At 37.2% G+C, this 10,694-nt stretch carries 6 protein-coding genes; 4 read left to right on the top strand and 2 right to left on the bottom strand.

Annotated elements, in window-relative coordinates; all coding sequences use genetic code 11:
* Positions 1 to 256: 256 nt before the first annotated feature.
* Both lepB and NEOC84_RS02385 read right to left on the bottom strand, forming a co-directional pair.
* Positions 257 to 2,143 carry a signal peptidase I gene (gene lepB / locus NEOC84_RS02390; protein WP_166154947.1) on the bottom strand — a complete coding sequence of 629 codons (1,887 nt, stop codon included), beginning with the start codon at positions 2,141 to 2,143 and terminating at the stop codon, positions 257 to 259.
* Positions 2,144 to 2,521: 378 nt separating this feature from the next.
* On the bottom strand, positions 2,522 to 3,277 hold the full coding sequence (locus tag NEOC84_RS02385; protein ID WP_166154945.1) for a hypothetical protein: 756 nt from the start codon (positions 3,275 to 3,277) through the stop codon (positions 2,522 to 2,524).
* Between the two features lie 127 nt (positions 3,278 to 3,404).
* Here NEOC84_RS02385 and NEOC84_RS02380 point away from each other — a divergent pair, with 127 nt between their 5' ends.
* The 4 genes from NEOC84_RS02380 (at position 3,405) to NEOC84_RS02365 (ending at position 10,405) form a co-directional block, all read left to right on the top strand.
* Positions 3,405 to 4,913: a nicotinate phosphoribosyltransferase gene (locus NEOC84_RS02380; protein WP_166154949.1), complete on the top strand. Its 1,509-nt coding sequence runs from the start codon at positions 3,405 to 3,407 to the stop codon at positions 4,911 to 4,913.
* A 3-nt stretch (positions 4,914 to 4,916) separates the two neighbouring features.
* Positions 4,917 to 5,558 (top strand): bifunctional nicotinamidase/pyrazinamidase, encoded by a 642-nt coding sequence (pncA, locus tag NEOC84_RS02375; protein ID WP_166154943.1) that lies wholly within the window; start codon positions 4,917 to 4,919, stop codon positions 5,556 to 5,558.
* Between the two features lie 184 nt (positions 5,559 to 5,742).
* On the top strand, positions 5,743 to 8,115 hold the full coding sequence (locus tag NEOC84_RS02370) for a hypothetical protein (RefSeq protein ID WP_166154941.1): 2,373 nt from the start codon (positions 5,743 to 5,745) through the stop codon (positions 8,113 to 8,115).
* A gap of 775 nt (positions 8,116 to 8,890) precedes the next feature.
* Positions 8,891 to 10,405, top strand: a complete 1,515-nt coding sequence (locus tag NEOC84_RS02365; protein WP_166154939.1) for a peptidase S10 — start codon at positions 8,891 to 8,893, stop codon at positions 10,403 to 10,405.
* Positions 10,406 to 10,694 lie beyond the last annotated feature (289 nt).

Genomic DNA, 10,694 nt, shown 5'->3' with positions numbered 1-10,694 from the left:
TATTCTAGATTTTCTAGCAGACGCTATATATGCCGCTCGTACCAAGCAACCCATGCCTTCTGTTATCTAAAAAACCTTTTATATCCCGTGACCGCTTACAGAAAGACAGCTTCCAGAGGGTTAATAGGTCGATTAAATTTTTTAAGCATATTACATCGTTTAAAAATAATGTGCTTGCGAGCAACTTTTTATGTAACCATATACCTGATAAAAGATTGTTCAAGAACGTATTATTAAAAAACAGCTTAAATTTTTTTCATAATCTTTTAAAGAGAGGTCTCTTCAAGCGATAGGAGCGTAGCATATACCATATGATACTAATTAGGCTAAGGACTGTCCACACGATCAAGCGAGGAATATTGAACCAAGGATAGGGCTTCTGAGGAGGAGTACCCCACCGAGGCCCTGGCGGCCATATAATCCAATCAGGAGCGCCTTGTAAATTAGCTTCTGGTACAAAGCCAAAAACGCGGCTATCGGCGCTCATGGCATGATTGTCTCCTAAAGTTAGATAGTATCCTTCAGGAATTTTTAGGCCAAAAGTTTCAATAAAATCTTTATCTAAGGAGCCATCTTCTTTTAAAGGAGCTCCATGATCCTTGAAAGCAACATAGGGTGCAGCTTTTGAAGCTCTTTGTTCGCGCACCTTCTCATTTTTGTTAAAGGCAAGAAGGTAAGGATCTTCTGGCATAAAAATGGGCGCACCTAAGGTGCATAATGCTCCGTCCCTAAAATAGGCATAACGGGCAGGATATAAAAATGGGTTAGCAGCTGTAGGTTCATAATGAGTGCTCATTTCCATGCCAAGATTGTATAGTAGCTGAACATGAGCAGGATCACGACTGTAAATAGGGTGGTTTCTAGGAAGTTCCCAAGCCAGGCTTGCAAGGCCTATTTGATAGGCAATACCATTGTAGAACTCATAAGTGCCGTTAGGGATTGTCGGCATTAAAGGGCTATCCTTAGCTAAGCTAGAAGAATTGTAGCTATAGCGTGTAGCGCGTCCTTCCCGCACGACAAAACGAGCCGTATACATAGTGTTCATTAAGACATCGATATGTTTTTGAGATAGAGGAATGATTGTTGTGAAAGCACCAACCAGTGGCTTAATACCCAAGCGACTTTGTTGGAAAAGCGTTTCCGGGTAATTAAGGCAAGGCGTATGCCGCATTTCTAAATAAAGGAGACCTTGGCTAACTTCATCTTTATTAAACAACTTGTGATCCGTTAGCTGCTGTTGATTTAGAAGACGAGAGAGCGCAAAATTGCGAAATCCCCAAAAATCACTATAGGTCTTGATCTCCTGATGAGGGATTCCTGAAGCAAGGGGTTCATCTTTAATCCATTCTTTGCCATTGTATATTTCGCCAATTACCTGATTGGAAGGGAGGATAGTCATACGACCGATGGATTGGTGCATTTGATTAAAAACAAACTGATTTTTTTTCGGACGCGTCACTAAACCTTCTAAGTAAAAAAAAGGAATATAGCTTAAATCTTTTATCCAAGGGCTATTACGTAGCTCTACCTGATCTGTTTTATTCTTATCCATTCCGTAAATCTTACCCCCATAAAAATAAACCGTATCTCCAGGCTTAGCCATACAGCGTTTAATATAGCGTTTTTTATAAGGAAAAAGCCATAGGTAGTGAGAGTCAGTGTCCGGCAAATCAATATTATCCCCTGAAAAAATTACGATCCCGGTTCTTTGTACAAGAGAAGGATCAAAATAGAGATGACCTGTCGTAAAAGGGGTGTTAATACCAAAACTTGTTTTGCTAACTAACACGTTATCTTGTTCTCGAAAAGTAGGTCGCATCGAACCTGTGGGTATTTCATAGGCTTCAAATACTAGCTGGCGTAAAAGGGTGGCCATCAATAAGGCGACGAGGATAACTACACTAAATTCTCGGAGGTATTCAAATAGGGATTTTTTTAAAGTTACTTGGTTATACGTTTCTAGGATATGTGCCAGCTTACTAGCTTCTTCTTTATTTTTTTGAAGAAGGGCTTGATCCAAATTCTCTAAAAGGTTTTCTAGGGTAGCTTTTTGTTCTAACGATAAGACCTTATGTTTTCTTTTGTAGCTTTTACAGCCGGCTACAAGAAGGGAGCGGGATTTGCTAAGAGTATAAGTTTTCATGGAATCCCTAATTTTTTAAAGATTAGCATCGTAAATAAAATGCTCACCAAAAGCAAATATAAAAATAAGAACGCTTCTAAATTTTGCAAGCAGCGCCTAAACTTCTTTTTTTTGTATGCTTTTTGTACGCTTTATGCCCTAAAAATAGAGAGCTAGGAGGACTAATTCTGTGGAAATTTTGTTTAAAAGGTGTGTGTAAAAAGTTTCTTATAACGAAAATTGCAACAAAATTTTGGAAAAAATGTCAGACTAAAAAATACAAGAAAAGATAAATAAGCGTTTGATTATAAATGAAATAAGAAGAAGTGCGGGTAGATTGTCGGCAAGAAAAAAATTCTAAAAATAAAAAGTGGAAAATGCTTGGTTTTTGTTGATAACTTAGCCAGCTTTCCTTAGCGGCCTCTCTTTGGCAGGAACTCCTCTACCATGCACTCCTTTACCGCTGTCAATAATGTGAATTTTGGCTTTCCCGATAATTCCGCTGACTTGTAACCAATAAGGAAAATAAGAAGGATAAATACCCGCTACTTGGGGTAAATAAATTTCAATGATTTTGCCCGATAGTTCACTACCATCTTTCGGCCAAAAAGCGCGCCATGCTTCAAAACTTATCCCTGGGATGATCTTTCCTTCGAAAATTAATTTAGGTTGCCAGTAAGGTCTCCTATCGCTAGCTTGAGAAGGAGGAGGAGGCCCTACTTTCCTCCGTTCTTTAAGGGGAATATTATAAAGTTTTAAATTTAATAAAGTGGATAAAAAATTTTCTCCCTCCGGGAAGGTATACCATCCGTTTTTTGTATAAGAAAAATATTCAGATATATGCCCCGAAGTAGTATCAATCACGTATCGCACCCAGGATGTATGCCCAGGAGCATTTTGTTCAGCCCACTTTTTCCATGAAAATCCTTCTAATTGAATGCTTTGGCTAGGAACTGTAATCTCTTCTAAAGAAATTTCATGGGAGGCAAAAGTGTCGATAAGTAAAAAAGTATAAGTTTTATTTTGCAAAGTAACAATATAATCCCCAGAGTTTGCTTTTCTCAATTTATCTTTTAAATAAAGCTCTTGCCCATTTAACTGAAAAAAATAGCCGCAAAAGAGGAAGATTAAAAAACTGTAAAAATTTTTATGCATACTTTTCCTAATTAATCAACTTATCCTAGAATATCTTATCTTGCTTTAATTTTTAACGGTAGAATAAAACATCTTAAAATTTGTATGCTAAAATTGTTTATTTGAAAGCCCATTAAATGGAGGAAAAATAGGTTTGCAACCGTATAATCAATCTGTTGGCTTATTCACAGATCTATATCAGCTATCTATGTCTTATGGATATTGGAAAGCTGGCCTGGAGCACAAAGAGGCCGTATTTCAACTGTTTTTTCGCCGTGCTCCATTTCAGGGGGGATTTACTGTTACAGCAGGGCTTGAAGCCGCCATAAATTTTATAGAAAATTTTCATTTTGATTCTAGCGATCTAAGCTATTTAGCAAGCTTAGAAAATCCTGAGGGAGCACCTGCTTTTCCAAGTGACTTTCTAGAATATTTATCTAAGATGAGGTTTTCTTGCCATTTAGATGCAATACCTGAAGGTACTCTTGTTTTTCCCTATGAGCCTTTATTGCGCATTCAAGGCCCCTTAATTCAATGTCAAATTTTAGAAAGTCCCTTACTAAATTTAATTAATTTTCCTACTTTAGTAGCAACTAAGGCCGCTCGAATGCGTGTTGCCGCGCATAATGACCCAATATTAGAATTTGGCTTAAGGCGAGCTCAAGGCTTCGATGGCAGTCTTACAGCTAGCCGAGCAGCTTATATAGGGGGATGCGATGCAACCTCAAATGTTTTAGCAGGAAAATTATTTGGCATACCGGTTAAGGGCACTCATTCGCATAGCTGGGTAATGGTATTTGATGATGAATTAGAAGCTTTTAAGGCTCTTGCCCAAAGTATGCCCGCTAATAGCCTCTTTCTTGTAGATACTTATGATAGCCTTGAAGGAGTAAAAAAAGCTATACAAGTAGGCCAGTGGCTAAAAAGCCAAGGTAAAACCTTCCATGGTATACGCCTAGATTCAGGAGATTTAGCTTATTTAAGTCATACGAGCCGAAAGATGTTAGATGAAGCCGGTTTTTCTCAGGCAGTCATTGTGGCAAGTAATGAATTAGATGAAACCCAAATTAGTGAACTTAAATATCAAAAGGCGCCAATAGGGGTATGGGGAGTAGGCACCCAATTAGTTACTTCTTACGATTACCCAGCGCTAGATGGTGTTTACAAGCTGTCGGCTTTGCGCGATCCTGAGGGGCCTTGGAAATATAAATTAAAATTATCCGAACAGATGATAAAAATTTCTAATCCTGGGATTTTGCAAGTGCGCCGTTTTCGCAATACTAGTTCTTCTCCTATTGCTGACATGATTTATGATATAAATATGCCCGTGAGCCCTGAACCTTGTCTTATTAACCTTAAGGATTCGACTGAACAAATTGCTCTAAAAAAAGGATTGCAAAGCGAAGAACTGCTAGTGCCTATTTTCCGCCAAGGAAAATGTGTATATCAATTGCCTAAGCTAGCGAAAATTCGTGAAAGCACTCTTCAAGAACTGGAAAAGTTTCCTAAACATTCTAAGCTTTTAAAACACCCTTGCCCTTACCTGGTGGGCATGGAGAAATCTTTATATGCATACAAAAGTCAAGTAGTTAATCACATACGCCACCAAATTTGTCAGGACTCTCTCTTTACTAAAAAAGGTATAAAAGAGGAATAATTTATGACAGCTTTGCTGATTATCGATGTTCAGAACGATTTTTTTCCGCAAGGAGCTTTAGCTGTCAAAGAGGCTGAAAAAATTCTCCCTAATCTTAATAGAATTATACGCTATCCTTTTGAGGTAATTGTAGCTACAAAAGATTGGCATCCTCTCGATCATGTGAGCTTTGCCTCTTCTCATGGAAAAGAGGTAGAAGAGGTGATCAATATAGGTGGTTTAGAGCAAGTTTTATGGCCTGTACATTGTGTGCAAAATTCGGTAGGAGCGCAATTTTCTGCAGGCTGGGATGATCATCGAGTACAAAAAGTGATTTATAAGGGCACGGATAAAAGAATGGATAGCTATAGCGCTTTTTTTGATAATGGAAGAAGCAAAGCTACAGAATTACATAAATTTTTACAAAGCAAAGGAATTAAAAAAGTTTTTTTAGTAGGGTTGGCTACCGACTATTGTGTGAAATACTCTGCTCTTGATGCTTTAAATTTAAATTATCAAGTGTATGTAATTATTGATGCATGCAAACCTGTTAATTCATTGCCGGCAGCTGAAGAAAAACACTTAAATGAAATTCGGCAAGCGGGTGGCTCTCTTATTTATGCAAAAGATGTTGTTAAAATATTAGCTTTGAGCTCGCAGCAATAGCAATAAAACATTAATTAAAGGCTGCAAAGCATCCTTGATTAAAGCTGAAAAAGAACAATTACTAATATTTTATAAAGCATTTCATCTATCGATTGATTTTTTTTTAATAATTAAATATATTAGATTTCGTTATTAAAGGTTTCTGCTTAAATTTATAGGTTGAAGAAGTATGACTAGAGGAAATATGACAGTGTCTACATTTTGCAGTTGGCTTCATTCTAATCCTCTCAATAGCCTTATGAATAAAATCTCTAAATGGGAGGAGAAGGGGGCAGCTGGACGAGCGCGCGCTGCTAATTTGGGGGTGCTTGCGCTGGATCTTCAAGGAGTCTTTTTTAATACCTTACGTTCCCCCTTACTAGCTCTCATTGTGCCTGCCTCCTCTATGTTATCAGGGGGAGCCTCTCTTGCACGGAGAGCAATACCTTTAGCAGGATTAGATCGCCCAGCTGCTACTTTTCGACGCAAATGTATACGAGTTTTGCCTATTGTTGTTTCTCATTGCCCCAATGCTAGAGACCTAGGAAGAAGCATTCTAAAGGTAGTTAACTACAGCCTTGGCTTTTTTTCCTCTCTGATTGTAGGCTTTGTTTCGGTTAAGACTAATTTATGGATCCATCATCAGTTAGGCTTGATTTGTGATCCAGAGCTTGCTAAGCAAAAGCGCAAGAATAAAGTTATCATGCATCTAAAAAAGGTGGAATGTACAAAACCTTATAGAGAAAAAATCAGGAAGAGGATTGATAAGCATACGGAAGAGAAGCTAAGAGAGTATCTGTTAGCCTCTTCATCTGCTATCAAAGAGAGGATAATAGGTAAAAATCGGCTGTGCTTAGCTATCGAGGAAGCTACAAAGAAGAAACGTGAAGAAGCTAAAATTGATTACGAAAAGCAACGAGGCCGAGCGTTAAGTTCAGCTGAATTGGATTTAATAAAAGCTAAATATTGGAAGAATTTAAACGCTCCGTTCATATTTAAGGAAGAATTAGCGTCAGATTTTTACCCATTTTTAACTTACTATTTTAATTGGAGAAGTGATGGGAGGGTAAAAGATCAACCTTTCGCTTTTAAGTCCCTTAGTCTTTATCATACTTATATGGCTGGCTATTATCGCTGGAATCTTACTCCTGAAGAAGTTAGTCAGACTATAAGCTCAATTATTTCAATTCGAGAGATGAAAAAGGCTAGGGTAGAAGCTACCCGAGACACTTACTATGCCTTATATTTTCATACTATCTTGAAAGAGCAGAAGTGTATCGATTATGATCGAAAAATTGAGAGAGCTTTACAAGCAAAAGCAGAAGAGCTAGGCAAAAATTTATCTGCAGACGAAATTGAGGCAATCGATCAAGAAATAAAAGCATTTATTAAAACACAAGAGACGCTTCTAGAGGCGGCTCGCCGTACTAACCAGAATTTATCAATTGCTTATATTCGCCACATTATCGAGAATCAAGATTATGAGTTTAATGAGGCTGCACGCCAAGAATTGGAAGATTTTGCTTTGCAGGCAAGCCATCATCTTAAGCAAAGAATGACTGCTGCAACCGCAGAAGTATTAAAGCGTCTTAGAAGGGCAAAAGATCGAAAAGATTTTTCTTCCATTGAGCATTTTTCTAAATTAAAAGATATAGTTACCAGGCAATTGAAACGTCGATTTATCAGCCCTTCTTCTAAAAACTCAGCATATGACCTAAAGAATGATGAAACAATCGACCAGGCGATTATGGAGTCAGCAAAAAATGCTGTAGAGTGCCAGGTTGAAAGTAGATTAGCTCAAAGTAATACCCAGTCACTGTCTAGTAAGGATAAAGAGATATTAAAAAAACATCATGAGGAAATTGAAGTTCCTAGGCTATATGAGCAGCTATGGTTAAGGAAGTCTAATAACTTTTCCCTCTTAGAAAATATACGCGAGCAAGCTTTTCATAAAATGATGAAAAAGATGTATGAAAGGTCAGATGGTAAAAGGGTACTATTTAAACAGTGGATAAAAAGAGCAGACTTGCCCAAAGGCCATGAAAACAATTTGTCTATAGATAATAAAGCTATTCTCTCTGATAAAAACTATGCCGATATCACTATTATTTTATCTAATAACGACGATATAAATTCTGCTCAAATAATCTTTAAGGGTCATGAGCGCATAAGGAATGCTAATGCTGAGTATATGGATGGACCTCTTTCAACCATAGAGTTTACATTTAAAGAGCTAGAAAAAGAATTAAGGCAAAACAAAAAAGTCTTTAAAAAGGTAGCTGCTAGATATAGGTCTAATAAGACGCGCATTCGAGAGACATACCTTGGAGTAAATGGGATTAATTATCAAGAAGAGCGCTATCAAGCTCTGCATCTTAAGCAGCAGTGTGAGGAGCATAAGCTTTGGGAGGTTTTTGGTACTTTAATTGACAAAGAGGCTGAAAGAGAAAGAGAAGTTGAGACGTTGAAAACACTCTTGAAAGAAGCCGAGCGAGAAGTTAATAAGTATAAAGGAGAGCATACTGATGTTGCTAGCCAAAATGATAGGCATCAAATTCAAACTAATTTGAATGAGTAGAGGCTTATCACTTATTTAATAGAAAAGAGGGCTAAAAAAGAAAAACTGTCAGAAATTGTAAGCGATCACGGGTAAGCCTAGCTTTAAATGTGATTATGCGAGTATTTACAAAGTCAAAAATGCTTGTAAATAGCTATTCTCTATTTATTGCACTTTCTGCCTTACATTATCTTCTGTGGATTAAGATTTTAAGCAGCTTTGTCTCCTGTGATCGCTTACCAAAAATTGCTAAAGTAAAATAATGGTGTTTAAACAAACTCCCTTTGCCCAATCTAAAAAAGGATTACCTTTTAGAACATATTTCTTTTATCAAAACATGAATTTTATTGAGCATATGTTTGCATAAAGAATGGCTCAGCAGCATATAAATTAGCTCGCAAATCTTGCAGAGAGCAAAAGGAAGATCTGTTTTTTTAGCTTCTACAGCACGGCCGTCCCATGGCTAGAGATCAGATTGCTCTACCAATTTGCAGAGAAGTAATTTCGCAAGATAAAAAGTGTAATATAATTTATGGGCTCTTGAGGATAGAGAATCCATGCGGTTGAGATGCCTAGAAGAAAAGGATAATCTACCTTATTCCTATTAAGCACTTTTATTATGGCAGAAAATTGATTCCAAAAAGCCTACAGCTCTTTTATAGAATATAGGGCCTCCTGTTAAGCTGTTATTTTTAGCTTTACCTTTCAATTGTTCATTCCTTTCTTATTTTTATTAGAACTTGCCCTTCATTTTTTTCCATGCTATAAAATGCTTAATAAAAACGGAAAGGCGAGTATGTATAAAATTTTTTTATGGGCACTGATTGGAATAATATCGGGCACGGCTCATCTTCCTCTTTTTGCAGAAGAAAAGGCAGATAAAAAAGAGGAAGAACTTATAACCTCTTCTCTTAAAGAAACAATTTCTGAAACTAAACATCAAATAACAATTAATAATATAGCAATCCCTTACAAAGCAATCGCTGGAAACATCCTGCTTAGGAATGATCACTCGAAGCCGAAAGCTACTATTTTTTATATTGCTTATTTTAAAGAAGAGGTTTTAGAACCAGCTAAACGTCCTCTTATTTTTTGTTTTAATGGAGGCCCAGGGTCTTCGTCTATATGGTTACATGTAGGTGTTTTTGGACCTCGCCGGGTCCTTCTAAGCGATGAAGGAGAGGGCCTTTTTCCTTATCAAGTGATTGATAATCCTCATTCTCTCTTAGATGTAGCGGATTTGGTATTTATCGATCCGATCTCTACAGGCTATAGCCGTGTGACCTCTGGAGAAGATGCCAAACAATTTCATGGAGTGGACGAAGATATTGAGTCACTGGGTGAGTTCATTCGTCAATTTATTACGCAATACGAAAGATGGAATTCTCCTAAGCTATTAGCAGGCGAAAGCTATGGAACGACGCGTGCAGCAGGATTAGCAGGTTATTTGCATGACGAGCTAAATATTTATCTAAATGGGATGATTCTTATCTCGTCTGTATTAAACTTTCAAACGCTCAATGATTATAATGAAGGGAATGATCTTCCTTACCCCCTTTATTTACCTACTTATACAGCTACTGCATGGTATCATAAAAAGCTAGGGGAAAACTTACAAAGAGACTTAGATAAAACATTGGAAATGGTTAAAGACTTTGCTTTAACAGATTATACCTCGGCTTTAATGAAAGGAGATAGTTTAAGTGCCCATGAGCATGCTAAGATTGTAGCTCAATTGGCTGATTATACAGGATTATCGCCTGAATTTATCAAAAAGGCTAATTTGCGGATTAGCCCGCAACGCTTTTCCAAAGAATTATTAAGAGCTCATGGTTTGATTGTAGGGCGTTTTGATTCTCGCTTTAAAGGAGAAGCCTTAAATCCATGTAACGATTATCCTAGCTATGATCCGAGCTTTGATGCAATTGCAGGAACTTTTACAGCTGCCTTCAATCAGTACATTAGAAAAGAGCTTAAGATAAAAAATGATCAAGAATATAAGATCTTAGCAAATATTCATTCTACTTGGAATTATAGTAAATATACCAATCAATTTTTAAATATGTCAGCTGCGTTGCGTAACGTAATGACCCAAAATAAAGCTTTAAAAGTATTTGTAGGAAGCGGCTACTATGACTTAGCTACCCCTTTTTTTGCTACTGACTATACTTTTAATCATCTACGGCATGCCTCAGACTTACAGAGTCGGGCCAGTATGCATTATTACCCGGCTGGGCATATGATGTATGTTCAAAAATTTTCTTTGATTAAAATGAAGGAGGATATAAGCCAATGGATGAAAAAACTATAGCGTTATCACAAAAACTAGGGGAAGCATGATTATTTTATTACCATCTTGCATAAGTATTTCATCTAACTCATAAGAGGAAAAAGCTTTTTTATTTGAGGGTGTTAGAGGCCTTGTTGCGTAAATGACCTAATAGTTGGTCTGTTTAAAAGCTTATCAAGTTAGTACCCATTGTCCTTTGGGCATTCCAAGCGCTGTCATCTTGTTCATTGCCAAAGATTTAGCATATAATTCTGCCCGCTGATAGTCTAGCTTCCTAGAGCGAAAATCTCCTCCAAAGTTTCTTTTAAAG

Source organism: Neochlamydia sp. AcF84 (genome assembly GCF_011087585.1).
GTDB lineage: Bacteria > Chlamydiota > Chlamydiia > Chlamydiales > Parachlamydiaceae > Neochlamydia.
Note: the sequence above shows the minus strand (reverse complement) of the source record. Positions and strands in the feature narration are given on the sequence as shown.

What these genes read in the sequence shown, in the direction of transcription:
- lepB (WP_166154947.1), bottom strand. Translation starts at nt 2,143, where the DNA reads ATGAAAACTTATACTCTTAGCAAATCCCGCTCCCTTCTTGTAGCCGGC.
- NEOC84_RS02385 (WP_166154945.1), bottom strand. Translation starts at nt 3,277, where the DNA reads ATGCATAAAAATTTTTACAGTTTTTTAATCTTCCTCTTTTGCGGCTAT.
- pncA (WP_166154943.1), top strand. Translation starts at nt 4,917, where the DNA reads ATGACAGCTTTGCTGATTATCGATGTTCAGAACGATTTTTTTCCGCAA.
- NEOC84_RS02370 (WP_166154941.1), top strand. Translation starts at nt 5,743, where the DNA reads ATGACAGTGTCTACATTTTGCAGTTGGCTTCATTCTAATCCTCTCAAT.
- NEOC84_RS02365 (WP_166154939.1), top strand. Translation starts at nt 8,891, where the DNA reads ATGTATAAAATTTTTTTATGGGCACTGATTGGAATAATATCGGGCACG.